The 24345-nt window shown below is 74.8% G+C and carries 23 protein-coding genes; 10 read left to right on the top strand and 13 right to left on the bottom strand.

Annotation, left to right across the window (positions count from 1 at the left end; all coding sequences use genetic code 11):
• Window position 1: 1 nt before the first annotated feature.
• From ACIBCJ_RS01910 to ACIBCJ_RS01930, 5 genes are all read left to right on the top strand, one after another.
• On the top strand, window positions 2-1027 hold the full coding sequence (locus tag ACIBCJ_RS01910) for a LacI family DNA-binding transcriptional regulator (RefSeq protein WP_362092061.1): 1026 nt from the start codon (window positions 2-4) through the stop codon (window positions 1025-1027).
• A gap of 115 nt (window positions 1028-1142) precedes the next feature.
• Window positions 1143-2444 carry an alpha/beta fold hydrolase gene (locus ACIBCJ_RS01915; protein WP_365978774.1) on the top strand — a complete coding sequence of 434 codons (1302 nt, stop codon included), beginning with the start codon at window positions 1143-1145 and terminating at the stop codon, window positions 2442-2444.
• A 140-nt stretch (window positions 2445-2584) separates the two neighbouring features.
• Window positions 2585-3328: a PIG-L deacetylase family protein gene (locus ACIBCJ_RS01920; protein WP_365978773.1), complete on the top strand. Its 744-nt coding sequence runs from the start codon at window positions 2585-2587 to the stop codon at window positions 3326-3328.
• A gap of 4 nt (window positions 3329-3332) precedes the next feature.
• Complete coding sequence (locus ACIBCJ_RS01925; RefSeq protein ID WP_365978772.1) at window positions 3333-4280, top strand: sigma-70 family RNA polymerase sigma factor; 948 nt, start codon at window positions 3333-3335, stop codon at window positions 4278-4280.
• 57 nt (window positions 4281-4337) lie between these two features.
• Window positions 4338-5186: a pentapeptide repeat-containing protein gene (locus ACIBCJ_RS01930; RefSeq protein WP_362092073.1), complete on the top strand. Its 849-nt coding sequence runs from the start codon at window positions 4338-4340 to the stop codon at window positions 5184-5186.
• Here the strand turns inward: ACIBCJ_RS01930 and ACIBCJ_RS01935 are convergent.
• Window positions 5148-6725 (bottom strand): cytochrome P450, encoded by a 1578-nt coding sequence (locus ACIBCJ_RS01935; protein ID WP_362503708.1) that lies wholly within the window; start codon window positions 6723-6725, stop codon window positions 5148-5150. The two genes, ACIBCJ_RS01930 and ACIBCJ_RS01935, sit on opposite strands and share 39 nt — an antisense overlap.
• A 121-nt stretch (window positions 6726-6846) precedes the next feature.
• On the opposite strand from ACIBCJ_RS01935, the gene ACIBCJ_RS01940 reads away from it, so the two are divergent.
• On the top strand, window positions 6847-7455 hold the full coding sequence (locus ACIBCJ_RS01940; RefSeq protein ID WP_362092079.1) for a TetR/AcrR family transcriptional regulator: 609 nt from the start codon (window positions 6847-6849) through the stop codon (window positions 7453-7455).
• 108 nt (window positions 7456-7563) lie between these two features.
• Window positions 7564-8289, top strand: coding sequence for a DUF2470 domain-containing protein (locus ACIBCJ_RS01945; RefSeq protein ID WP_362092082.1), 726 nt, complete (start codon window positions 7564-7566; stop codon window positions 8287-8289).
• Here the strand turns inward: ACIBCJ_RS01945 and ACIBCJ_RS01950 are convergent.
• The 4 genes from ACIBCJ_RS01950 to ACIBCJ_RS01965 form a co-directional block, all read right to left on the bottom strand.
• Window positions 8257-9477, bottom strand: coding sequence for a lactonase family protein (locus ACIBCJ_RS01950; RefSeq protein WP_365978771.1), 1221 nt, complete (start codon window positions 9475-9477; stop codon window positions 8257-8259). The two genes, ACIBCJ_RS01945 and ACIBCJ_RS01950, sit on opposite strands and share 33 nt — an antisense overlap.
• 81 nt (window positions 9478-9558) lie before the next feature.
• Window positions 9559-10611, bottom strand: coding sequence for a hypothetical protein (locus ACIBCJ_RS01955; RefSeq protein WP_365978770.1), 1053 nt, complete (start codon window positions 10609-10611; stop codon window positions 9559-9561).
• Window positions 10612-10649: 38 nt separating this feature from the next.
• A complete protein-coding gene (locus tag ACIBCJ_RS01960) occupies window positions 10650-11906 on the bottom strand; it encodes an FUSC family protein (protein WP_362092090.1) in 1257 nt (418 codons plus the stop codon).
• 105 nt (window positions 11907-12011) lie between these two features.
• Window positions 12012-12506: an FBP domain-containing protein gene (locus tag ACIBCJ_RS01965; protein WP_365978769.1), complete on the bottom strand. Its 495-nt coding sequence runs from the start codon at window positions 12504-12506 to the stop codon at window positions 12012-12014.
• 194 nt (window positions 12507-12700) lie between these two features.
• Here ACIBCJ_RS01965 and ACIBCJ_RS01970 point away from each other — a divergent pair, with 194 nt between their 5' ends.
• Window positions 12701-13990: an ROK family transcriptional regulator gene (locus ACIBCJ_RS01970; RefSeq protein WP_365978768.1), complete on the top strand. Its 1290-nt coding sequence runs from the start codon at window positions 12701-12703 to the stop codon at window positions 13988-13990.
• Window positions 13991-14099: 109 nt separating this feature from the next.
• Window positions 14100-14411 (top strand): hypothetical protein, encoded by a 312-nt coding sequence (locus ACIBCJ_RS01975; RefSeq protein ID WP_362092098.1) that lies wholly within the window; start codon window positions 14100-14102, stop codon window positions 14409-14411.
• 93 nt (window positions 14412-14504) lie between these two features.
• Here the strand turns inward: ACIBCJ_RS01975 and ACIBCJ_RS01980 are convergent, their stop codons facing one another.
• The 4 genes from ACIBCJ_RS01980 to ACIBCJ_RS01995 all read right to left on the bottom strand — a co-directional run bounded on the left by ACIBCJ_RS01980 (window position 14505) and on the right by ACIBCJ_RS01995 (window position 18909).
• Complete coding sequence (locus ACIBCJ_RS01980; RefSeq protein ID WP_365978767.1) at window positions 14505-15536, bottom strand: SDR family oxidoreductase; 1032 nt, start codon at window positions 15534-15536, stop codon at window positions 14505-14507.
• A 328-nt stretch (window positions 15537-15864) separates the two neighbouring features.
• On the bottom strand, window positions 15865-17091 hold the full coding sequence (locus ACIBCJ_RS01985) for an FUSC family protein (protein WP_365978766.1): 1227 nt from the start codon (window positions 17089-17091) through the stop codon (window positions 15865-15867).
• 76 nt (window positions 17092-17167) lie between these two features.
• Window positions 17168-17824, bottom strand: a complete 657-nt coding sequence (locus tag ACIBCJ_RS01990) for an HAD family hydrolase (RefSeq protein WP_362092108.1) — start codon at window positions 17822-17824, stop codon at window positions 17168-17170.
• 53 nt (window positions 17825-17877) lie between these two features.
• Window positions 17878-18909, bottom strand: a complete 1032-nt coding sequence (locus tag ACIBCJ_RS01995; protein ID WP_362092110.1) for a PHP domain-containing protein — start codon at window positions 18907-18909, stop codon at window positions 17878-17880.
• A 161-nt stretch (window positions 18910-19070) separates the two neighbouring features.
• Between ACIBCJ_RS01995 and ACIBCJ_RS02000 the strand changes: the two genes are divergently transcribed.
• On the top strand, window positions 19071-19307 hold the full coding sequence (locus ACIBCJ_RS02000; protein ID WP_362092113.1) for a hypothetical protein: 237 nt from the start codon (window positions 19071-19073) through the stop codon (window positions 19305-19307).
• A 31-nt stretch (window positions 19308-19338) separates the two neighbouring features.
• Here the strand turns inward: ACIBCJ_RS02000 and ACIBCJ_RS02005 are convergent, their stop codons facing one another.
• From ACIBCJ_RS02005 to otr(A), 4 genes are all read right to left on the bottom strand, one after another.
• Window positions 19339-20604, bottom strand: a complete 1266-nt coding sequence (locus ACIBCJ_RS02005; protein ID WP_362503691.1) for a ricin-type beta-trefoil lectin domain protein — start codon at window positions 20602-20604, stop codon at window positions 19339-19341.
• Between the two features lie 168 nt (window positions 20605-20772).
• A complete protein-coding gene (locus ACIBCJ_RS02010; RefSeq protein ID WP_362092119.1) occupies window positions 20773-21327 on the bottom strand; it encodes a VanZ family protein in 555 nt (184 codons plus the stop codon).
• Between the two features lie 227 nt (window positions 21328-21554).
• Window positions 21555-22241 carry a DUF4230 domain-containing protein gene (locus ACIBCJ_RS02015; protein ID WP_133884947.1) on the bottom strand — a complete coding sequence of 229 codons (687 nt, stop codon included), beginning with the start codon at window positions 22239-22241 and terminating at the stop codon, window positions 21555-21557.
• Between the two features lie 107 nt (window positions 22242-22348).
• A complete protein-coding gene (otr(A), locus tag ACIBCJ_RS02020) occupies window positions 22349-24217 on the bottom strand; it encodes a tetracycline resistance ribosomal protection protein Otr(A) (protein ID WP_365978765.1) in 1869 nt (622 codons plus the stop codon).
• Window positions 24218-24345: the final 128 nt, after the last annotated feature.

Below are 24345 nucleotides of genomic sequence, written 5' to 3' on the forward strand. Positions count from 1 at the left end.
GATGGCCCATTCCGTGGGTATCAAGGACGTCGCCCGCGCCGCCGGAGTCTCCGTGGGCACGGTCTCCAACGTCATCAACCGCCCCGACACCGTCGCGACCGAGACCCGCGCGCGCGTGCTGTCCGCGATCGACCGGCTGGGCTACGTCCGCAGCGAGTCCGCACGCCAGCTGCGCGCGGGCCGCAGCCGCATCATGGGGCTGCTCGTCCTGGACATGGGCAACCCGTTCTTCGTCGACGTCGCACGCGGCGCCGAGCGGGCGGCCCGCGAGGCCGGGCTCGGCGTGATGGTCTGCAACAGCGCGCAGAGCCCCGGCGAGGAGGCCGAGTACCTCTCGCTCTTCGCCGAGCAGCGGGTCCGGGGCGTCCTGCTGACCCCCGCCGACGCCACCGGCCGCAACATCGAGGGCTTCCGGCGCCACCGGATCCCCTTCGTGCTCGTGGACCGGGTCGCCGAGGGCACCACCGAGTGCTCGGTCTCCGTCGACGACGTCGCGGGCGGTGCGCTGGCCGTGCGCCACCTCGTGGACGCCGGACACCGCTCCATCGCCTACGTCAGCGGTCCGCCCGGCCTCAACCAGGTCCGCGACCGCCGCACCGGCGCCCTCACCGCGCTCGCCGAGGCCGGACTCGGCCCCGACGCGCTGCGCGAGGTGCCCACCGAGCGGCTCGACGTCGCCGCGGGCCGGGACGCCGGCGCCCGCCTGCTGGGCCTCGCCGACCGGCCGACCGCCGTCTTCTGCGCCAACGACCTGCTCGCCCTCGGCGTGCTCCAGGCCATGTACGCCGCCGGGGTCGGCGTCCCGGACGACCTCGCGATCGTGGGCTACGACGACATCGAGTTCGCCGCGGCCGCGGCCGTGCCCCTCACCTCCGTGCGCCAGCCCGCCGTCACCATGGGCGCCATGGCCGCCGAGCTGCTCCTCGAGGAGACGGAGCTGGCGGGCACCGACCGCGCCCACCCGCACCGGCGGGTCGTCCTCCAGCCCGAACTGGTGGTGCGCCGCTCCAGCCTCGCCGCCCGCTGACCGGCCGTTCAGGAAGATGGCGTGATCCCGGGGGGCGGAGGCCGCGGGAACGTGTGCTGAACTGGGACACGGCCGAAAGATCCGGCCGTCGCGTCCGTCCGTCCCGGGAGACCCGTTGAGCCTCAGCTACCGCCAGCCAGGTGTCGTCCTCACCGACCGCCGTTTCACCGTGCCCCTCGACCACGCCGACCCCACCGGGGAGACGATCGAGCTGTACGCCCGCGAGGTGGTCGCGAGCGGCAAGGCCGACCAGGACCTGCCGTGGCTGCTGTACCTCCAGGGCGGCCCCGGCTTCGGGGCGAACCGTTTCGTCGGCCGCCCCGCCTGGCTCGGCCGCGCCCTCGACGAGTACCGCGTGCTGCTCCTGGACCAGCGCGGAACCGGCGCCTCCACCCCGGCCAACCGCCAGACGCTCCCGCTGCGCGGCGGCCCCGCGGAGCAGGCCGACTACCTCACCCACTTCCGCGCCGACGCCATCGTCCGGGACTGCGAGGCGGTCCGCCGCGAGGTCACCGGCGGCGCCCCCTGGACGGTCCTCGGCCAGAGCTTCGGGGGTTTCTGCACCGTCGCCTACCTGTCGCTGGCTCCCGAGGGCCTGAACGCCGCGCTGATCACCGGCGGCCTGCCCTCCCTCGACGCTCACGCCGACGACGTCTACCGGGCCGCCTACCCCCGCATCGAGCGCAAGGTCGCCGCCCACTACGCCCGTTACCCGCAAGACGTCGAGCGCGCCCGCCGCATCGCCGACCACCTCCTCACCCACGACGTGGTCCTGCCGAACGGCTACCGCCTCACCGTGGAGGCCTTCCAGTCCCTCGGCATCGTGCTCGGCGGCGGTGAGGGCAGCCACCACCTGCACTTCCTCCTGGAGGACGCCTTCGTCCGCACCCCGCACGGACACGCCCTCTCCGACGCCTTCCAGGAGCAGGCCCAGGGCCTGCTGTCCTACGCGAGCCACCCGCTGTACGCCCTGGTCCACGAGGCCATCTACGGCCAGGACGCCCGGCCCACCGACTGGTCCGCCGAGCGGGTCCGCGCCGAGTTCCCGCGCTTCGACGCCGCCAAGACCCTCGCGGGCGACGAACCGCTCCTCTTCACCGGCGAGTCCGTCCACCCCTGGACGTTCGACTGCGACCCGGCCCTGCGCCCGCTGCGCGAGACGGCCGAAGCGCTCGCCGCGCGCACCGACTGGACACCGCTGTACGACCCGGCCCGCCTCGCCGCCAACGAGGTCCCGGCCGCCGCGGCCGTCTACCACGACGACATGTACGTCGACACCGCCCACGCCCTCACCACAGCCCGGGCGATCCGGGGCCTGCGCACCTGGGTCACCGACGAGTTCGAGCACGACGGCGTCCGCGCCGGCGGCCCCCGCGTCCTGGACCGGCTGCTCGCCCTTGCCCGCGACGAGACCTGACGCGCGGGGCGGGGGACGCTGCGGGGCGGGGCGACGCTGCGGGGGCGGGAGACGCTGCGGGGCCGGGGACGCTGCGGGGCAGGACGGGCAAGGGCCGGAAATCCGGGCCCGGTGTCGGCGGCGCGGGTTACTGTGCGGGCATGACGGAGCCGACGATCACCCAACTGGAGCCCATGCCCGGCGCCTGGCGCCGCGCCCTCGCCGTCGTGGCCCACCCCGACGACCTGGAGTACGGCTGCTCCGCGGCGATCGCGGCCTGGACCGACGAGGGCCGCGAGGTCGCCTACCTGCTCGCCACCAGGGGCGAGGCGGGCATCGACACGCTGCCGCCGGAGGAGTGCGCCCCGGTGCGCGAGCGGGAGCAGCGTGCGAGCGCCGCCGTCGTCGGGGTGAGCGAGGTGGAGTTCCTCGACCACCGGGACGGCGTCGTCGAGTACGGCACCGCGCTGCGCCGCGACATCGCCGCCGCGATCCGCCGGCACAGGCCCGAGCTGGTCATCACCATGAACCACCGGGACACCTGGGGCGGCGTCGCCTGGAACACCCCGGACCACGTCGCCGTCGGCCGTGCCACACTCGACGCCGCGGCCGACGCGGGCAACCGGTGGATCTTCCCGGAGCTGACCGAGCAGGGCCTCGAACCGTGGAACGGCGTGCGCTGGGTCGCGGTGGCCGGCTCCTCCTCGCCGACCCACGCCGTGGACGCCGGCCCGGGACTGGAGCGCGCGGTGCGCTCGCTGCTCGAACACCGCACGTACATCGAGGTGCTGACCGACGAGGATCCGGAGACGTACGTGCGCGGCTTCCTCATCGGCTTCGCCCGGACCGCGGGGGAGCGGTTCGGCGGAAAGCCCGCGGTGACCTTCGAGGTCTTCGGACGGTAGCGGCATGACGGGGGAGCGGGACGTGCGGGGGGAGCAGGACGTGCGGGACGTACGGGGGCGGCAGCGTCTCGCGGAGCGGTTCGAGGAGCATCGCGGGCAGCTGCGGGCGGTGGCCTACCGCATGCTCGGCTCACTGGCCGAGGCGGAGGACGCGGTGCAGGAGGCCTGGCTGCGGCTCGACCGCTCCGGCGGGGAGGGCGTCGGCAATCTGGGCGCCTGGCTGACCACCGTGACCGGCCGGATCTGCCTGGACCTGCTGCGCTCGCGCACCGCGCGCCGCGAGGAGCCGATGACCGAGGGCTTCGACTCCTTCGTGCCGGACCCCGTCCTGCGGGCCCTGCCCGGGGCCGACCCGGAGGCGGAGGCCCTGCACACCGACTCGGTGGGCATCGCCCTGCTGGTGGTGCTGGAAGCCCTCGAACCGGCCGAGCGGCTGGCGTTCGTCCTGCACGACATGTTCGCCGTGCCCTTCGACGACATCGCGCCGGTCGTCGAGCGCACCCCAGCCGCCACCCGGCAGCTCGCCAGCCGGGCCCGCCGCCGGGTGCGGGACGCGACCCCCGCCGCCGACCCGGACGTCGGCCGGCAGCGCCGGGTGGTCGAGGCGTTCCTGGCCGCGAGCCGCGCCGGTGACTTCGAGGCGCTGGTGTCCGTGCTCCACCCGGACGTGGTGCTGCGGGCCGACGCCGGCCCGGCGGCCCTCGGCGTGGCGGCCTCGAAGGTGGTGCGGGGCGCGCGGACGGTCGCCACCGGGGCGTTCCACTTCCGCCACCTCGCCGGAGGCGCCCGCGTCGTCCTGGTCAACGGCGCGGTCGGCACCGTCGCCGTGTCCGAGGGGCGCGCGGTGTCGGTCACCTACGTCACCGTCGCGGACGGGCTCATCACGGGGCTGTACATCCTGTCCGACCCGGAGCGGCTGGCCCGGCTGGACCTGCCCGCGGTGGAGGCCTGACCCGGGGCGCGGGGCCGGCCTCGTACCCGCGCCCCGGCGGTCCGTATCCTCGACGACATGCGAGAACACGAGGGGGACCGGGTGGGCGACCGGCCCGGTGCGGAACTGCGCGGCGACTGCGGGAGCTGCTTCGGCCTGTGCTGCGTGGCCCTGCCGTTCGCCCGCTCGGCGGACTTCGCGGTCGACAAGGACGCCGGGACGCCCTGCGCGAACCTGCGCACCGACCACCGCTGCGGCATCCACACGACGCTGCGCGAACGGGGCTTCACCGGTTGCACGGTCTACGACTGCTTCGGCGCCGGGCAGCGGGTCTCGCAGGTCACCTTCGGCGGCCGGGACTGGCGCACCGGCCCGCCGGAGCGGACCCGGCGCATGTTCGACGTGTTCCCGGTCGTCCGCCAACTGCACGAACTGCTCTGGTACCTGACCGAGGCGCTGACCCTGCCCGCCGCCCGTCCGGTCCACGCCGACCTGCGCGGCGCCCTCACCGACACCGAACGCCTCGCCGAGGGGACCCCCGAGGAGCTGGCCGCCCTCGACGTGGCCGCACACCGGCAGCGCGTCAACGCGCTCCTGCTGCGCACCAGCGAGCTGGCCCGCGCCGGCTCCCGCGGCCGGAAGAAGAACCGCCGCAACGCCGACCTGATGGGCGCCCGCCTGAAGGGCGCCGACCTGGCAGGCGCCGATCTGCGCGGGGCCTACCTCATCGCCGCCGACCTCACCGGCGCCGACCTGCGGGGCGCCGACCTGATCGGCGCGGACCTGCGCGACGCCGAGCTGAGCGACGCGGACCTGACGGGCGCGTTCTTCCTCACCCAGCCGCAGGTCGACGCGGCCCGCGGCGGCCCCGGCACCAGACTGCCGGACTCAGTCGCCCGTCCGGTGCACTGGACAGCGGGGCGCTGACACGTCGCTCCGGGCGTCCGCGGTGCCGTCGGCCGCGTCGGCCCCGGTGCGCGAAGCGGGTGCCGGCGCCGACGGGGCCCGCCGGGCCAGGTGCAGGCGCAGGCCCTCCGGCATCAGCGTCAGCCGCTCCGTCACCCGCAGCCGGTAGCCGGGCTCCGGCCGCAGCTCGTAGCGGCGCAGCAGCAGCCCGAGCACCAGCGTCGCCTCGTGCAGCGCGAACTGCCGCCCGATGCACGCCCGCGCTCCCGTCCCGAACGGTTTGAAGGTGTGCGGGGCACGCGACCGCACCGCCTTGGCGTCGAAGCGGTCCGGGTCGAACCGCTCGGCGTCCGGACCCCACACCTCGGGATCACGGTGCAGCATGCCCGTGAGCACCAGCGCCCAGGCCCCCCGCCGCATCGGGTGCGCGCCGCCGAGCACCGTGTCCTCGCGGGCCTCCCGAGCGAAGCCGGGCGCGGTCGGCCACAGCCGCAGCGACTCGTCGAGCACCCGGCGCACGTACCGGAGCTTGGCCACCTGGTCGTACCCGGGCGCCTCGGTGCCGCCCCACACCCGGTCCACCTCGGCGCGGGCCCGGGCCGCGACCTCGGGATTCCGGGCGAGGTAGTGCAGGGCGAAGGAGAGCGCGCCCGAGGTGGTCTCGTGGCCGGCGACCAGGAAGGTGATGACCTGGCGGCGCACGTTCTGCGGCGACAGCCGCTCCCCGGTCTCCGGGTGGGCCGTCTCCAGCATCCGGTCGAGCAGGTCGCCGTCACCGCCCCGGCCGTCCGCGCCGGCGCCCGCCCGGCGTTCGCGGACTAGGTCGTCCACCGTGCGGTTGAGGTAGGCGATGTCGGCGGCGTTGCGGCGGCTCGCGTCCCGCAGCAGCCAGGGGGCGAGCGGCGCGGGCACCGTGTTCAGACGCTGCGCGTAGCCGAGCGTGCCCACCATCGCGGTGACGAAGGGATGCGGGCGGGGGCGTTCGAAGGAGCCGAAGTCGTGCCCGAACCCGGTGCGCGCGATGGTCTCCAGCGTCAGCTTGGTCATGTCGCCGGGCACGTCCACCGCCCGCCCGGCCGCCTCGGCCAGGTCCCAGTGGCCGGTGAGCCGGGCGGCCACGTCCAGCATCATCACGTGGTACCCGGCCATGGCCTCGCGGCTGAAGCCGGGCGCCAGCACGTCGTGCGCCAGCTGCCAGTTGGGCTCGTGGTTGTACGCCGTGAACAGCCCGTCCCCGGCGACCGGCCGCAGGTTGGCCACCCCGAGTCCCACGTGCTTGGCGAACCGCGCCTCGTCCGCCAGGTCGGCGGCCAGGGACGCGCCCCACACGAAGACGAACTCCTTGCCGAACGCGCGCCGCCGGAATATCGGCCCCAGCCGCCGCGCGTACCCGAGCGAGTCCTGCATCGGCGTGCGCCGGCTCGCCCCCACCACGTCGCCGAGCAGGGGCAGCCGGTACGGCGGGTGCGGGATGCGGTGCAGTTCCGGCCAGCCCTGCTCGGCACTGCGGAAACCCTTGGGCAGTCCGCCTCGGGTCGTCTCCCTCGCTGTCTGGGCCATGACGCGGTCTCCCTTGACGCTGCGGCGTGTTGCACGAGCCGAGGCGAGCGTGTTGTACATGGATTCAATAACGCGCCCAGTCTCGACCCGTTGTTGAACCGGCGTCAAGTAAGGTGCGGGCATGGCCGCGAACCAGGGCGAGCGCACCCGCCGCCGGCTCAGTACCGCCGAGCGCCGGGAGCAGTTGCTCTCGGTGGGCGCGCGACTGTTCTCCGAGAGCCCCTACGACGAGGTCCGGATCGAGCAGGTCGCCGAGATCGCCGGGGTCTCCCGCGGGCTGCTGTATCACTACTTCCCGAACAAGCGGGACTTCTTCGCCGCGGTCGTCGAGCGGGAGAGCGAGCGGATGCTGCGGCTCACGGCGGCCGTGCCCGGCGTCCCGGTCCGCGAGCAGCTCGCCGCGGGCCTCGACGCGTACCTGGAGCACGTCCGGGCCCACGCGCACGGCTACCGCGCCTTCCATCGCGCCGACGCCGCGGGCGACCGGGCCGTGCGCCGCGTGTACCGGCGGGCGCTCGCGGTGCAGGAGCGGCAGATCCTCGCCGCCCTGGCCGCCGACCCGGAGTTCGGTCCGGCCTTCGCGGAGCGCGGCGACGTGCGGCTCGCGGTGCGCGGCTGGCTGGCCTTCACCACCGCCGTCTGCCTGGAGTGGCTGCGGGACCCGGAGCCCGCCCGCGAGCAGGTGCGCGACCTGTGCGCACGGGCGCTGCTGGGGGCCATCGCGCCCTGAGGGCACGGCGGCCGCGCGGACGGAGCCGGTGCCGTGGTTGGCGCGCTCCCCGATCTCCGATAGGTTAGGTGAGCCTTACCTAATGAAGTGCCCCGAATGGGGGTTGGGATGGGTGACAACCACGCCTGGACGGCCGCGCCGGCCGCGGCGGAGCAGGCCCGGTCGGTGCTCGCCGCCGCCTGGTCCTGCGCGGTGACCGCGGAGGGCGGCCGCGAGGAGTTCGTCGGGGCGCACACCGTGGCCGACGACGGACGGGTGCTCCTGCGGGTGCCTGAGGACAGCGCCCTGCTCGCGGCGGCGCTCTGCGCGCCCCGCGGAGAGCCGTCCGCCGTGCTGGAGTTCGCCGACGTGGCGCCCGTCCCGGTGCACAGCCGGATCAGGGCCCGGCTCTGGCTGGCAGGCTGGATGGCCGTGGAGGAAGAGCACCTGGCCTTCCGGCCCACCCGCGTGGTGCTGCGGCGTCCGTCCGGGGCCGTGGTGGTCGACGTCGACGAGTTCACCGCCGCCGCGCCCGATCCGCTGGCCCTGGCCGAGGCCCGGCTGCTGACCCATCTCGCCGACTGCCACGACGACGCCGTGCAGCGGCTGACGCGGCTCGTCGATCCGGACAGCCTGCACGGAGCGGTCCGGGTGCGGCCGCTCGCCGTCGACCGGCACGGGCTGACCCTGCGCATCGAACGCGTCCGCGGGCAGGGCGACGTCCGCCTGCCCTTCCACGCGCCCGCCGACGAGGTCGCGCAGCTCACGGAGCGGGTGCACGTACTGCTCGCGCAGGCGAGCGCCGCCTCCTGCCCGCGGGCCCTACAGCGGCAGCGCGCAGACGGCGACGGGTGAGGCGAACGGCTCTCCCACCGGGCTCAGCCGGCCGGTGTCCCCGCTCACGCGGAACGCGCTGACGGTGCCGGACCGCTGGTTCGCCGCGAACAGCAGCCCGCCCTCCGGGGAGAACGCGATCTGCCGCGGGAACGCGCCGCCGACCGGCACCGTGCCGAGCAGCCGGAGCCGGGCCCCCCGCTCCTCCACCGCGTACCGCGCGAGGCTGTCGTGCCCCCGGTTGGCGAGGAAGGCGTACGCGCCGTCGGACGTGACCAGCAGCTGCGCCGGGTAGTTGGTGCCGGACCCCGGGTCCGGCCCGGTGCCGGTGGACTGGCCCTCGCCGATGGTCAGGCGTCCCGTCTCCGGGTCGTACGCGCAGACCGCGACGGTGTCGTCGACCTCGTCGGCGAGGTAGGCGTGGCGTCCGCCGGGGTGGAAGGTCAGGTGCCGTGGTCCGGCGCCGGGCCGGGTCCGCGCCCGGGAGACCTCCGTGAGGGTGCCCGCGCTCTCGTCCAGGCGGTAGGTGTACACGGTGTCCGTGCCGAGGTCCACGACCAGGACGTGGCCGCCGTCCGGGCTGGTGACGACCTGGTGGGCGTGCGGACCCCGCTGTCCGGGGCCGGGCGGGGGAGCGGTGTGCGTGACCAGGTCGGTGCGCTCCCCGAGCGCGCCCGAGGCGTCGATCGGGTGCACGGCCACGCTGCCCGAACCGTAGTTGGCGCTGAGCAGCCAGCGTCCGCCCGGGTGCACGGACAGGTGGCAGGGCGCCGCGCCACCGGTGCTCCGGCTGCCCAGCACCGTGCGGTCCGCCAGCCGGACGGCGGTCACCGCCCCGTCCTCGCGCTCGTTCACCGCGTACAGGGTGCGGCCGTCGGGATGCACCGCCAGGTACGACGGGTCGTCCACCTCGGCGAGGATCCCCCGGCCGGTGACGCGTCCCGTGCCGGGGTCGTACTCGGCCAGCCCGATGCCCTTGCCGCCGCCGTCGGCGGAGGTGTACGTGCCGAGGAGGAGCGGGCGCGGTCCTGATGCCTCCCGCCGCCCGCCCGCCGCGTTGCGGCTCGCCCCGGGAGCGGTGGCCGTCGTGGCCGGGCGGTCGGTATCCGTCCGTCCGCCGCAGGCCGCTGCCGCGGGGAGCGCCGCCGTGGTGGCGGCCCGTGCGAGGAGCCCGACGAACCGGCGCCTGTCGAACCCGTGACCGCTCATGCCGCCTCCCGTGCCGGTCCCGGCGGCCGTGCGAGCCGCCCCTGTCGTCCGATGGTCCCCCGCCCGCCCCGGCTCGCGCGGCTACCAGTCCCCGTCCTGCACCGGCTTGCCCGGGGCGCCCCCCAGCGGGTGGACCTGGCCGGGCGCGGGGGCCTGCCACGGCTCGTGGTCGTCGCCGACCCACTCCCCGACCGGTTTGACGTCCCGCAGCGGCTCGGTCGGCGCGAGGTCGTCGGCGTCCTGGTCGTAGTAGTCGTACCAGGGCAGACCGGCGCGTGTGTACGCCGCCCGGTCCACCGGCGAGGGCGGCGGCGCCTCGCCGGTGATGCGGCGCCACTCGGGCGGCGTCACCAGGTGCACGAAGACCCGCCCGGCCGGGCGCCCGGCCCAGTCCGTCAGCGGCCGCTCGTCGCGGTACACCTCCTGGCGCATGGAGCCGCCGACGCCGAGGCCCATGGCCGGCGCGGACCGGGCCCGTGGCGCACCGCCGTACCCGGCAGCCGCACCCGGGGCCGGCGGGGCCATCGCCGGCGCCGCGGCCCCGAAGGCGCCGCCGGAGGGGGCCGCCCTGCGTGCCGACTCCGCGCGGCGCCGCTCCTCCTCGCGCCACCGGGCCAGTTCCGCCTCGCCCAGCGTGAACGCCTGGAGCTGGACGCCTCCCCAGACCTCCTCGCCGGTCACCTGGCCCTCGACGGTCGCCCCCATGCCGAGCGGCACCGCCACGAACTGCCGGACGGTGCCGGACCCGGAGTTGATGCCGTCCAGCCAGGGCTGGCGGGGGAGGACCACGTAGTTCTGCGGATCGCGGGACAGCCGGTCGCTCCACGGCCGGCCCGAGACCGCGCACACCTTGCCCACCCCCACCTGAAGGGCGGCGGGCTCCCGGGTGCCCGCGAAGCTCAGCCACATGGCCTCGCGCAGGTACACCGGCAGCATCACGCCGCCGCGCGCACGCCAGGCCTCGGGCACGCTGTCGGCGTAGTCGGCCACCCGCCGGACCGGGAACTCGCCGAGCCCCGGCGGCAGCGGGTGCGTCCCCGTCTCGGGCAGCCGCAGGGTGCGCACGAAGCGCACCGCCGCACCCCCCGGCAGTGTCAGCCGGTTCCCGTCGATCCGCACACTGGTGTCGGTCATCCGAACGCCCCTCATCCGCCGTGCCTGTTCGTCGCTCCTCAAGAGGAACGCCGCGCGGCGGCCCCGCGGTTCCGCCTGCGCAGCCGGCCCCGCACCCGGTCCCGCAGCCGGGTGAGCCGCGGCATGCGCTCGCGCTGCTCGCGGGTGTGGCGGTCCAGCTCCTCCAGGAGCCGGCGGGAGCGGTGCTCGGTGTCCATCTCGTCGATGATCCGGTTCACCTCGGTCAGCACCGCGCCCCGCAGCTGCCACTGCCGGGAGTCGCGCCGGACCTCTTCGAGGAGCAGGTCGGCCAGCCGGTCCCGGGTGGCCGCGGCCTGGCGCAGCTCGGCGGCCAGCCGCTCCTCCGCGGACTCGGCGCTCTCGCTCGCGCTGCTGGTGACCAGCACCGAGAAGCTCACCACGGCGTCGGCGATCTCGGACAGCAGCTGCTGGACGGCGGCCCCCGTCTCCGGCGCGAACAGAGGCTCCGGCTCCCGCTCCTTGGCCAGGTCGGTGAAGCTGCGGGCGAGGACCCGCATGACCACCGTGCAGATCTCCAGGGTGTCCAGGCCGGTGCGCAGCACGACCCGGTGCAGCAGTCCCTCGCGCACCCGGGGGTTGAACCGCAGGCTGTCCTCGGCCTGGCGCAGGTCCTCGTCCACCTCGCCGATGTCGTGGTCGAGCCGGCGCGCCTCGTGCAGCCGGGCCGCCGCCTCGTGGAACGGCGTACTGCCCGAAGCCTCCTCGCCCATGCGCAGCAGCAGCTGACGCACCTGCCGGGCCAGTCCCACGACGGACTCGCCGGCCTGTTCCACCCACACCGGTGGCGCGAGGATCAGGTTGAAGACCAGACCGACGATCGCCCCGATCAGGGTCTCCACCACCCGGGCCCAGGCCAGGCTCCCGTGCGAGGTCACGCCGAGCACCAGCATCGCGCTGATCGCGACCTCGGCGGTGAACTCCTCGGCGCGCACCAGGTGCCCGACGCCGAGCGCCGCCACGATGATCAGGGCCAGGCTCCACCAGCTCAGCCCGACCAGCTGGCTGAAGGCGATGGCGACCAGGACGCCGGCGACCACGGCGTTCACCCGGCGGAAGCTCATCTTCAGCGTGGCGTACAGGGTGACCTGGACGACCAGCAGCGCGGTCAGGGGCGCGGTGAGCGGTGCCGCCGACTTGTCGGGGGACAGCCGCACCGCGATGACGTAGGCGATCGAAGCCGCGGCGGCGGAGCGCAGGGCCTGCACGACCACGGGGTCCCGCAGCCACTTCACCCGACGCAGAGCCGCCCTGGCGGCCTCAAGCACATCCCGCATCCTCGGGCTGTTCCCTTCCGCAGGCGCCTCGAACGTGTCCGATCAGGACGGTAGCCGGACGCGGGCGGCCGGACCCCTCTCACGCGCCGGGCGCCGCCGGACGGGTCAGCCGGTCACCTTGGCGACGAACGCGGCGAGATTGCCCACGGTCCGGGCGATCTGCTGCTCCAGAGTGAGGCTCTCCTCGAACCGGCCGCCGCTCTCCGGCACCTTCTTGCCCCGCAGGTACAGCGAACAGGCGAGGTCCGTGCACATGTACAGGCCGACCGAGTTGCCCTCGCGGCCGGCCGCTCCCGCCTTGCGCGCCGTCATCAGCGACACACCGCCGCGGGGATGGGTGGTCAGGCACAGCGCGCACATGCTGCGCTGGAGGAAGCCGCTGCGCGGCGGCTGGAACCGCAGCGCCACACCGGTGGGGCGGCCGCCCTCCTCCAGGACCAGATAACCGCGGTCCGGCGCTCCGGGATCACGCCAGCCGAGGAAGTCGAGGTCGTCCCAGGGGCGTTCGTCGAGATCACGGGGCACGGCCAGGCGCTTCGCCTCGCCCTTCGAGCAGTTGATGAAAGAGGCGCGGACGGCCTGCTCGTCGAGTGCTCTCATGGGAGCCTCCCTTGCACATGGACATCGAAACTAGACTCTCTAGGTTTACGCCTAGCGTAGATAGCTTACGGCGGAGAGGGCCAGCGATTTCTCGGCGAGCGCGAGTTCATAGCATGAATTAAGGGCGAAGGGAAGTCGCGTGCGATTGTCCGGCAGAGGTATGTTGCAGACCGGGCACGTACGGGAGGAGCCACATGGCGGGGCGGAACGGACGCACGGTGCGCGACCTGAGGAGGGCCAACCGTACGGCCGTGCTGCAACGGCTCTACTTCGACGGACCGCTCAGCCGCTTCGAGCTGGGGCCGGCGACCGGACTCAGCTCGGGTTCCGTGAGCAACGTGGTCGCCGACCTGGTCGCCGACGGACTCGTGGAGGAGGCCGGCAGCGTCGACTCCGACGGCGGCCGGCCCCGCACCCTGCTGCGCGTGGCCCCCGCGAGCGGCCACATGATCGGCGTGGACGTCGGCGAGACCCGGGTGCGGGTCGAGCTGTTCGACCTCACCCTCACCGAACTCGCCCGCGCGGAACACCCGCTGGCCCAGCAGCGCTACGACGTCGACGTCATCGTCGGACACATCCGCGACGGCATCGCCGAGGTCCTGGCCACGGCCGGGCTCCCGCCCGGGAGGCTGCTAGGCGCCGGCATCGGCGTGCCCGGCATCGTCGAGCACACCGCCGACCGCGGCGCCGTGGTGCACGGCCAGACCATCGGCTGGGACGCGGTCCCGCTGGAGGCGCTGCTGCGCGCCGGCTCCCCGCTGCCCGACACCGTCCCCTACCTCATCGACAACGGCGCCAAGACCCTCGGCCAGGCCGAGATGTGGTTCGGCGCCGGACGCGGCGCCCGCAACGCGGTCGTGGTCCTCTTCGGTTCCGGCGTCGGCGCCAGCCTCGTCACCCCCGAGGTGGAGCAGGGCCGGGCGGTCGAGTGGGGCCACCTGACGGTCCGGGTCAGGGGGCGCCGCTGCCGCTGCGGAGCACTCGGCTGCCTGGAGGCGTACGCGGGCGCCGAGTCGCTGCTGGCCCGCTGGCGGGAGGCGGGCGGCCGGGTGCCGGACGGCACCGACGAGGAGAGCGCCCTCACCGCGCTGCTCGCCGCCGCCTATCCCGCCGACGGCGAGGGCGCCGACCCGGTCGCGCTCGCCGTCCTGGAGGAGACCGCCGAGTACCTGGGCGCCGGCCTGTCCGACCTGATCAATCTCTTCCAGCCCGAGCGGATCCTGATCGGCGGCTGGGCCGGCCTCCAGCTGGGCGACCGCTTCCTGCCCGCCGTACGCCGGCACGCGGTGTCCTACGCCCTGCGCCACCCCGCCAGGAAGGTCACGGTCGACCTGGGGCGGCTCGGCCCCGACGCCGTGACCGTCGGCGCCGCGATCCTGCCCCTGGCCGACTTCTTCGCGCGCGGCGGCAGGCGTCCCGAGCCGGCCCCCGAGTACCCGGTCCCCGCCTGGCGCACGGCGCTCGAGGAGCGGGCGCCGCACTGAGGTTTCGCCGGGCCCCGAGGAGGTACCCGGCGCCGCCGGAGACCGGCACCGGTGGGCGACCGCCGGCCGGCACCGGACGCCTTGGTGAACCATCGGGAAGGAGTGCGCAGTGTCCGACCACCGCGAGGAGGGACCGGGGGAGAACGGTGGCCCCGTCCCCCGCGACATGCCGGACCAGCAGGCCGGGGACCACGACGACCCGTGGGAGGCCGCCTCGCCGACCCGCGAGCAGCTGGAGCACCAGCAGGGCCTGGACGACGAGCGGTCCGAGGACGGCGGCGCCGACGGGGCCGGTGACGCGCAGTCGGAGCCGGCGGCCGACGTACCGGACACCGACGAGGCGGGAACCGGCCGGCAGGGTGCGCCGCACTCGGGCGCCGTACACCCCGAGCATCCGGTGCCCGACGAGTCCTCGGGCTGACCGGGGCGGCCGGGCGAGTCAGCCGGTCGCGCCGTGCGCTCTCACGTGCGAGGGGCGGCGGGCACTGTGCCCGCCGCCCCTCACCCGTGGGGCTCAGCCGACCTTGCGCCCGCGCATCGGCTCGGTGTCCGCCCCCGCGCCCTCCCGCAGGCCCCGCAGGAACTCCTCCAGCACCTGCGTGGCCGTACGCGTCGGCTGCCAGCCCAGTACGTCCCGCGCCCGAGCGCAGTCCATGATCGGCAATCGCAGTACCGCGTCGAACAGGTGCGGCGAGGCAGGCAGCAGCCGCAGCCCCCAGGCGGCGGCGATCGCCGAGCGGGCCGCGGTGCGGGGCAGCCGCACCGGACGCACCCCGAGCATCCCGCCCAGCACCTCCGCGTCCACCGGCGGCTCCGCGGCCAGGTTGAACGCACCTCGCGCGTCCTCGGAGCGCGCCGCCAGCCGGTAGGCGTGGGCCGCGTCGTCCGTGTGCAGGGCCTGCACCCGCAGACCGGGGACGTCCGGCAGGAAGGGCAGCAGCTCCACCCGCGCCGCCGGGCCCGGCAGGAACCGGCCGCCGAAGATCCGGCGCTGCTCACTGGCCGACTCCCGCTTGAACAGGAAGGCCGGCCGCATCCGCACCACCCGGATGCCCGGATGATCGCGTTCGAAGATGTCCAGGGCCCGTTCCAGGTACGCCTTCTCCCGGCAGTACGCGGCGTCCGGCCAGCCGTGCGTCGGCCACGACTCGTCCACCGCGTGGGTCTTCGGCCCCGGCGAGTACGCGCCGACCGACGAGGCGTGCACCAGCGCCGGCACCCCGGCCGCGGCCACCGCCTCGAAGACCCGGATCGAGCCGAGCACGTTCGTGCGCCAGGTCGTCGCCGGGTCGTGGGTGGGCTGGAACGCCCAGGCCAGGTGGATCACGGCGTCGGCCCCGGCGAAGTGGCCGGCCAGGTCGGTCCGCTCCGAGGCCAGGTCCACCGCGGCCCACTCCGTCTTCGCGGGCGACCACCCGGGCACCCGCCGCGCCAGTCCCAGGGCGGACCCCACCTCCGGGTCCTCGGACAGGAGCCGCACCACGCTGGTGCCCACGTTGCCCGTCGCGCCCGTGACCACGATCCTGCCGCCCGTCGTGCTGCTCACCCTGTGCTCCTCTCGGCCGCCTGTCCGTGCGGAGAGCACCGGGTACCCGCCGCCCGGGAAGAGCACGCGCGAGAAGGGCGCGGGAGCCGGGCAGGCGGGCAAGGAGAAGCCCCGACCGTGACGGGGGAATCACGGCCGGGGCGGACCGGGGCGGATACGGAGGGCGGTCGCCTCGCGGCGAAAGGCTCCACAGGGCTTCAGCCGAACGATCGTCCCTGTGGGCAATAGGTGAGGCCCGGGGACACTGTCCCCTCCGTACCCACGGTCTGTTCAACGGTGAACGACCGGCGGGTGTTCCACCGTTCGCCGTGGTGTGCGGTGAGGTGCGTCACTGCCCGTCGTCCGCGGAGTGCTCCGCGGGACGTGCCGCGGAGTCCCGGGGCTCGGGCACGACCTCGGCCCACAGGTTCTCCGCCTGGAGGAGCAGCGTGCCGAGGACCGCCGCCCGTGCCGCCTCCCGTCCGGCGTGCTCCCGCAGCCCTTCCTGCAACTGCAGGTGCAGCTCCTCCATCGTCTCCTCGGCGGCCGCCTTCGTGTCCGGCCCGGGCCTCTCGCCCATCAGCCGGCTAGCCTCGGCGTGGCAGGCTTCGGCGATCAGCCGTAGCAGGCGCGCGTACAGGTCGAGCACCGGGCGTTCCGGCGGGGCGGGTGTCCGCCGCTCGTCGGCCGCCACCGCCAGCGTCCGGATCAGCGCCGTGATGTTCCCGGTGACCCGGCTCCACCGCTGGTCCTCGTCCTCCGGCGGCACCGTGGCGGGTGCGCGGTGCAGCCTGCGCAGCGAGCGGGAGGTGAGGCGCAGACTCTCCTGGCTCCACGAGCGGGCGGATTCCAGGGCCCCCAGCCGCCGCTGAAGGCGCGCGGCGTCGCTCGACCAGGCGGCCGCGCTCTGCTCCCACTCGGTCTCCCGCAGGTCGGTGGCGACGGTGCACAGCACGTCACCCGACTCCCGGGCCAGCGCCGCGAGGTTCTCGCGGACGTCCCTCAGGTGGATCGGCGGCAGCACCAGGGCGTTGACCGCCACGCCGATGACCGCGCCGAGCGCGGCCTGCCCGATCCGGTGGCCGACCGCGGGGGCCGACACCGCCGTACCGGAGGCCAGCACGAACACCGCCGTGGTGGCCGTGTAAATGCCCTGCCGGCCGAAGCGGGGCCAGTTCGCCATCAGCATCAGCACCGGCAGGGACAGCGCCAGCGCACCCGTGGTGTCGTCCGTGATCGCCTGCGCGGCCGACGCGACCAGCGCTCCCGCGCAGATCGCCGCGAACTGCTGTCCGGCCTGCCGCACCGAGCTGTACACGGTGGCCTGGACGAGGACGAGCGCCACCCAGGGCGCCATCAATGCCATCGGGTCGTCCAGCCACACGCCCGCCACGGCCCAGGCGAGCAGCGCCGCGCCGGCGGCCTTCAGAGACTGCACCACCAGGTCGCGTTCCCGTCCGGGACCTCGCCAGGCGGCCCGCACGGCCCGCCCGACGGCACACAGCTCCCACCACACGGCGGCCAGGGGCCGCCGCCCCCGGAGCGTCTCCCGGCGGGTGGGTGTCACAGCGGTCATGCGGTGCGGGACGTCCGCCCGGCCGGCGGACTGGTACGGGGGCGGAACGTCGGGCGGTGGGACATGGTAACGCGGCTCATGCGAAGGGGCTCCCGTGCAGCGAGGACAGGAGGTCGTCCGGGTCGGCGTAGACCGCCTGCGCCCCCGCCTCCTCCAGGTCGGCGCGGGGCAGGCCGCCGCACAGCACGCCCACGCAGCGCACTCCGGCCCGGCTGCCGGCACGCATGTCCCACACGGTGTCGCCGACGAACACGGACCGTTCGGCCGGTACCCCGGCCAGCTCCAGGGCGTGCTGCACCGGCTCCGGGTCCGGCTTGCCCGCGTCCACGTCGTCGGCGCTCGCGGTGGCGGCGATCGCGTCGTCCGCGTCGATCGCCCGCCGCAGGGCGCCCAGCTCCGCACCGCCCGCCGAGGTGGCCAGCACCACCGTCCAGCCGTCCCCGGCCAGCCGGCGCAGCAGCTCACCGGCGCCCGGCAGGGCGGGGAGCCGGTCGAAGTACTGGCCGTAGAGGGCCTTGTGGGCGGCGCTCAGCGCGGCGTCCTGGTCCGTGTCCCGCTCCTCGCCCAGCAGGTGGGCGATCAGGTCGGTGGAGGGGAGCCCCACCGCCCGGTGGATCGCGTGCATCGGCACCTGGTGGCCCGCCTGCCGGAACGCCTCCCACCAGGTCGTCACGTGCAGGTGATTGGTGTCGACGAGGGTTCCGTCGACGTCGAACACGGCCGCCCGTTGCATGCGGTGTCCCTTTCGTGGTGCGCGGAGGGTGGATCGGCGGGCGGGTACCCGCGTCAGCGGTCCGCCACTCCAGGCGGTGTGCGGCCCTCACGCGTCCAGGCCAGCAGCTCCTCCAGGGACCAGGTGGTGACCACGCGCTCCGGGGGCACCCCGCACTCCTCGGCCCGGGCGCACCCGTGGATCTGCCAGTCCAGCTGACCGGGCGCGTGGGCGTCGGTGTCGACGGAGAACAGCACGCCGGCCGCCACCGCCCGGCGCAGCAGCCGCCGCGGCGGGTCGAGCCGCTCCGGGCGGCTGTTGATCTCCACGGCCGTACCCGACTCGGCGCAGGCGGCGAACACCTCGTCCGCGTCGAACTCCGACTCCGGCCTGCCGCGCCCGGTCAGCAGCCGGCCGGTGCAGTGCCCGAGCACGTCGGCGTGCGGGTCGCGGACGGCGGCGACCATCCGGCGGGTCATCGAACGGCTGTCCATCCGCAGCTTGGAGTGCACGGACACGACCACCACGTCCAGCCGCTCCAGCAGCTCCGGCTCCTGGTCGAGCGAGCCGTCGTCGAGGATGTCGCACTCGATGCCGGTCAGCAGCCGGAACGGCGCCCAGGCCGCATTGAGCTCCGCCACCACGTCCAGCTGCTCGCGCAGCCGGGCGGGGGAGAGCCCGCGGGCCACCGTCAACCGGGGCGAGTGGTCGGTGAGGACCGCCCACTCGTGCCCGAGCGCCGCCGCGGTCCGGCCCATCTCCTCGATCGGGCTGCCGCCGTCGGACCAGTCCGAGTGCAGATGGCAGTCGCCGCGCAGCAGCTCCCGCAGCTCCTCGCCGCCCCGGGCGAGCGGCGTGTCCGCCTCCGCCTCCAGCTTCGCCAGATAGCCCGGCACCTGTCCGTCCAGCGCCTCGCGTGCCACTTGCGCCGTCTTGGGTCCGACCCCCTTGAGCGACTCCAGCGACCCCGCCCGCTCGCGCAGCTCGCCGGCCGGGAGCCCGCCCAGCACTCCGGCGGCGGTACGGAAGGCGCGGACGCGGTACGTCGGTGCCTGGGCCCGCTCCAGCAGGAACGCGATCCGCTCCAGCGCCTCGACGGGGTCCATCGCCGCCTCCTCGCGCGCCCTCGGCCCGGCCCACCGGCCCTCACCGGCACTGTCCAGGGTTCCCCAGAGGGCCGGGACCCGCACCACGAGACGGGTGGCAGGCCGGTGCCGGGCCGGGCACGGGTGCCCGCTCGCGGACGTCGCGGCCTACCCTCGATGGCATGACCGAGATCGACAGCCCGTACATCGGCAGTCCGAGGATCCTCGTGTTCGGGGTGCACCCGGGCCCGCCACCGTTCCGGATCGTGGAAATCGACGGCCAGGTGGTCGGTGAGGCCAGGGCCGTCACCGACGTGCTGGAGGCGGCCGCCGCCTTCGGCATCACCGTTCACGACCTGGACGATCCGGCCGTCGTCCGCTGGGTGGGCGGGGACAAGTTCACCTGGGCCGCGCACTGAGGGGCGCCCCGGGCCGTCCCCGCCCGGTGCCTCAGCCCACCGTCCACTTCTGGTTGGCGCCGCCCGTGCAGGTCCAGATCTGCAGCCGGGTGCCGTTGGCCGAGTTGTTGCCGGTGACGTCGAGGCACTTGTTCGCCTGGGGGTTGACGATGTCGCGCGCGGCGGAGACGACCCACCGCTGGGCGGCACTGCCGTTGCAGTCCCACAGCTGGACGACCGTGCCGTCCGCCGTGCCGCCGGCGTTGACGTCCAGGCACTTGCCGAGCGCCCGGACGGTCCCGTCGGACCCGACCGTCCACCGCTGGGCCGCGGTGCCGTTGCAGTCGTAGAGCTGTACGGGGGTGCCGTTGGCGGTGTTCGCCGCGGCGACGTCCGCGCACTTGCCGGCCAGACCGCGGATCGCGCCCCCGGCCGACGAGTCGCCCGTGGTCACCGAGACGTGGTCCACCACCAGGGTCTGCGGGAAGACCGTCGAGCCGTCCGGGTCGCCCGGCCAGTAGCCGCCGACCGCCAGGTTGAGGATCAGGAAGTACGGCCTGTTGAACACCCACTGCTTCCCGCCCAGGTCGGCCGGGGTGCGCCGCTGGTAGACGTTGCCGTCCACCGACCAGGTGATCGAGTCGGGCGCCCAGTCGACGGCGAAGGTGTGGAAGGCGTCCGCGAACGCCTGCCCGCCCGGCAGCGTGTAGCCGGCGCCGATGCCGCCGGAGCCCGAGTAGCCGGGGCCGTGCAGGGTGCCGTGCACGGTGGAGGGCTCGAAGCCGACGTTCTCCATGATGTCGACCTCGCCGGAGTCCGGCCAGTTCACCGGGGTGCCCAGCATCCAGAACGCCGGCCACATGCCCTGTCCGCGCGGCACCTTCATGCGCGCCTCGACGTGCCCGTACTGCGCGGTGAACTTGCCGGAGGTGTTGAGCCGGGCGGAGGTGTACTGGCAGGAGCCGTACCAGCACTGGTAGTTGGCCGGGTTCTCCTTGCGGGCCGTGATGACCAGGTGGCCCTGTCCGTCCAGGGCCGCGTTCTTGTTGCCGGAGGTGTAGTACTGCCGCTCGTGGTTGTTGACGTTGTCGCCGGTCTCGATCTGCCACTTCGAGGAGTCGACGGCGGCGCCGGCCGGTCCGTCGAAGGTGTCGGAGAAGGTCACGGCGGCGGCCGCCGAGGACGAGGCGCCGACGGCCCCGGCGGCCGGGGAGGTGCCGGGTTCCGCCTGGGCGGGGCCGGTCACGAGGGTCGCGGCCAGTCCGGCGGACAGGGCGGCGGCGAGGAGACATCTGCGGAGCAGGCGTGGACGTGCCACGGCTCTCCCTTCCGTACGGCGCCCGGGGCGGGCGCCGACCGAGGTGGGGGTGGGAAGTGTGTCGCCTCTTTATTCAAGTAGTGAGATAAGGGGTGGTCAATACCTTGGTACGGACCAGATGTCGCCGCCCTCCGACCGCATCCGCGGCCCGCGCTCCGGAACGTGCCCTCAGGCGCGGGTCACGCGGGCGTGCACCGTGCGGCTCATCCGCCGGCCGAGGAGCAGATAACCGATCAGCGCGCCGGTGGTGTTGAGGATGACGTCGTCGATGTCGAAGGCCCGCCCGGTGACCAGGGCGCCCTGGGCGAACTCCACCAGCAGCATCACGACGGCCGTCAGCAGCGCCACGCGCAGCACCCCGCGCGTGCGGGGGGCGACGACCGGGACCAGGACGCCGAACGGCACGCCGAGCAGGATGTTCCCGCCGATCTGCTTGACGGCGTCGCGCAGCGCGGGCTGGTCCAGGTAGGCCCGCACGGAGCGCCCGGGGTGCAGGTTCGTGTGGGTCAGGGCCTCGGACGCGGGGGAGGGGTTCAGGGTCAGCCGCGCCAGCACCACGGCGAACGCCACCATGAAGACGAACGCGCACGCCGTCGCCAGCAGGCGCAACGGCCAGGCGAGCGCGTGCCGTTCGCGACGCTCGGGCTTCTGCGGCTCGGCCTCCGGCGTCCTGGCGGCGCGGGGGCGCGGCCACGGACGCACCCGTGAGGCGGCACGAATCATGTCAGTCCTCCAGTCTCGACGTCCCCGCGTGGTGGGGCGGTTACCCGCTCCATGGCCGAGGATGCCCGCCGTCGCGCCGAGCATGCCCGGCGATCGCCCGGCCGGCCGCCCCCGCCCTCGTCCCCCGTCTCGCCGTGCCGCGGATCCCCCCGAGCGCGGGCACGCCCCTTGACCCCGGGGTGGTGTGCCGCCGGGTGGGCCGGGCCGGCCGTGCCCGCGGGCCGGGGTCAGGTCGTCCCGTACGTCACCCGGACCTCCTCGAAGCCGAGGGAGGTCAGCAGGCCCCGGAGCATGGCGGTGGTGTTGCTCTCGGCGCGCGCCTTCAACTCGCTGTCCTTCGCGGCCTCGCCGATGTGCCGGGCGGCGAGCTTCTGCACGGCCTGCTCGCTGTTCGGGTTGTCCGAGAACAGGTCACCCAGCCGGTCGAGCAGTCCGCGCTGCTTGGAGACCGCGTAGGAGCGGTCGGGGTCGAGGGCCGGCTCGCCGAGCGCGGCGTGCGGCAGCCGCAGCGTGGCCGACGTCCGCTCGTCGTCGACCGTGACGTCGTTCTCGCCCACCTTCCCGAGGTCGACGAAGGCGTCCACGGTGCCCGCCCCGACGTACAGGGTGCGGCTGCCGCGGATCGCGTCGGGCAGGAACTTGGCGTCCTTCTCCAGGTCCACGACGACCTGGAAGTTGCCGGACGCGGCGTCGTAACGGCTGATGTCCTGCACGGACTTGAGCAGCGCGGGGCCCGAGCGGTCCTGCGTCTCGGAGCCGAACAGGTCCTTCAGCCCCGGCACGATGCTCAGCCGCAACCCGGCGAACAGCACGACGAGCACCAGCAGCAACGCGGTCAGCGCCTTGGCCCAGCCGGGGATGCGCCGCGCGGGCCTCTCGACGGAACTCGTGGGCTTCTTGACGGGAGTCGTCATGGCGACGGCCCTCCTTCCTACTGACCCTGATGCCCGTCATCTCCGGCGGCAGACAGCGCAGTTGGCGCACGGCCCGGAGAGGTGAGGGCCGCCGGGCGTACGGCGGCTCAGCGCCCCGCCCCGAGACGCCGGTCGGCGCAGGGCCGCGTCGACCAGACGGCCTCCCCGCGCGTGAGCCCGGGCAGCCGCAACTCGGCCTCCCGCGCCCGCCGGGCCGGCAGCTCGCCGGTGACGATCCAGGCCGGGTCGCCGCCCGTCGTGCCGGTGAAGTCGGCGCCGAGGGAGCCCAGCAGGGCCGTCACGGCCGCCAGCGCGTCCGGCGGGACCTCGGCCTCGAAGGCCAGGCAGGGCTCGTACAGCACGGTCCCCGCCCGGGCGAGGGCGCGGCGCAGCACGATCGGGGTCAGCCCGCGGAAGTCGGCGGCGGTGCTGACCGGCGAGGAGAATCCGGAGCGGACCAGCGTCACCCGGTAGTCGGTGACCGCGGCCCCGGTCAGGCCGGTCAGCAGCGTGGCGTGCACCGTCTCCTCGATCGCCTGGTGGAAGGCGCGGGGCAGCGCGCCGAGTTCCGTCTCGTGGGCGAACACCCCGCCGGAGCCGCGCGGCCCCGGCTCCACGCGCAGCCCGACCGTTGCCCAGTACCGGGTGCGGTCCAGCCACGGCATCTCCTCCGCGGCCTCGCCGGTACCGGCCGGGCGCTCCAGGAACCGGACACGGCCCGGTGCGAACTCCGCCTCGATGCCGAACTCCTCGGCCAGCGTCGCGGCGAGCACCTCCATCTGGACCTCGCCGTACAGGAGCAGCACGGTGGCGCCGGACGCCGCCGGGCGGACGTGCAGCAACGGGTCCTGGTCGGCCAGCGCCAGCAGCGCCGAGCGCAGCGGCGCGGCCTGCTCCGGCCGTACCGCCCGGACCAGCGTCCGCAGGGTCGGCGGCGCGAACCGCGGTGCCCGGCCGGCCGGCTCACCGAGCCGGTCACCGACCCGCAGGCCCCCGGGGAAGGTGAGCGCGGCGATGTTCCCGGCGGTGAGCGTGGGGTCCCCGCCGACCACGTCGAGGCGGGTCACCCGGCCGCCGACCTCGGTGGTCCGCCCGTCGGCCCCGCGCCGCAGGAAGGTGAGCCGCCGGCGCGGACGCACCTCACCGTCGAACAGCCTGAGGTACGCGGTGCGCTCGCCGGCGGGTCCGGGGCGTACGGCGAAGACGGTGCCGCGCGGTTCGGCGGTGCCGTCCGCGCCGGGCGCGGTGCCCGGCACCGTCCGCACCAGGCCCTCGACCAGCTCCGCGATGCCCTGGCCGCCGAGCGCACAGCCGTGGTACAGCGGATGGAACGAGCCGTCGGCGGTACGGGCGGCCAGTGCCCCGGCCAGGTCCTGCGCGGTCGGCCGGGGGCCGTCCACCAGAGCGGCCAGGATGTCCTGGTCGACCTCGGCGAGCGCCTCGGCGGTCCGCCCGTCCGGTGGGCGGCGGGTGACCCGGGCGTGCGGGGTGCCCGCGCCCGTCACCTCGGTCAGCGGCGCGACATGCGGCGTCAGCAGGCGCCGGACGTCGTCGAGCAGGCCGTCGGGGCGCGCCCCGGTCCGGTCGATCTTGTTGACGAAGAGGAGAGTGGGCATCCGCAGCCGCCGCAGGGTGCGCATCAGGACGCGGGTCCGCGCCTGTACGCCCTCCACGGCCGACAGCAGCAGCACCGCGCCGTCGAGCACCTCCAGGGCGCGCTCGACCTCCGCGACGAAGTCGGAGTGTCCCGGCGTGTCGATCAGGTTGACCCGCCGGTCGCCGACGTCGAAGCAGGCGACGGCCGAGCGGATGGTGATGCCGCGGCGGCGCTCGATGGTGCCGTCGTCCGTACGGGTGTCGCCGGCGTCGACACTGCCGAGCCGGCCGACGGCACCGTGGTCGAAGAGCAGGCGTTCGGTGAGGCTGGTCTTACCCGCGTCGACGTGGGCCAGGATGCCGATGTTCAGGGTGCGCATGCGTGGAGGAGTCCTCGAAAGCCGTGGGCCGGAAGGGGCACTGGGAGGTTTCGAGGAGTCGGCGCATGCGAGGTGTCCTGACGTGTGGGGAGCGGGGGAGAGGCACGGACGGGGACCATCATGGCGCG

This window comes from Streptomyces sp. NPDC051136, assembly GCF_044455745.1.
Taxonomy (GTDB): Bacteria; Actinomycetota; Actinomycetes; order Streptomycetales; family Streptomycetaceae; genus Streptomyces.